The sequence below is a fragment of the Gordonia desulfuricans NBRC 100010 genome (assembly GCF_001485495.1).
Classification (GTDB): Bacteria; Actinomycetota; Actinomycetes; order Mycobacteriales; family Mycobacteriaceae; genus Gordonia; species Gordonia desulfuricans.
Genome location: NZ_BCNF01000245.1, coordinates 1 through 537, shown reverse-complemented (window position 1 = coordinate 537; position 537 = coordinate 1). Strand labels below are relative to the sequence as shown.

The following is a 537-nucleotide window of genomic DNA, read 5'->3' as shown; positions in this document are numbered from 1 at the left end:
GGGCCCGGATGAGGGCCGCACCTGGTGGCAACGCAACGCCAAACCCGGCCAACCCGACAACGAGAAACAAGTCAACCGGTTACCTGATGTCGGACAACAGTATGTGGAACACCTGGCGCAAGTACGTGCCGAAATCCACGGCACCGAAACGACCACCAGCAGCAGCAGTACCGAGGCTGGTCAGCCGGGCACGGTGACTCTCGACAGCACTACCGACGACGGGTTCGTCATGATCGATGCTGATGCCCTGGTGATCAAGGTGTTCGACCCACCCATCCACATCGAACCGCCCATCGACATCACCCCGACAGACACACAGATGAGACTCCCCATCCGAGAAGTCATCACCCCCGTCGGGCCGATCGAGACCCGACTGGTCGAGATCTTGGAAGGGATGGGGCTCTGAGCTGTCGGAGCGCTGTCTGGGTTCGTGGTGGTTGCGTTTCGGGTTCGGCTGTCTGAGGTTTCGACACGTCTCGTCGCTGCGCTCCTCGTCGGCTCAACCATCAACTGGGCGTGGGTGATTGAGTAAGAGCG

1 pseudogene is annotated in these 537 nt (G+C 60.7%); it reads left to right on the top strand.

Going from position 1 to position 537, the window contains the following annotated elements:
* A pseudogene (locus tag GD1_RS25165) lies at window positions 1-406 on the top strand (hypothetical protein); the annotation flags it as partial.
* Window positions 407-537: the final 131 nt, after the last annotated feature.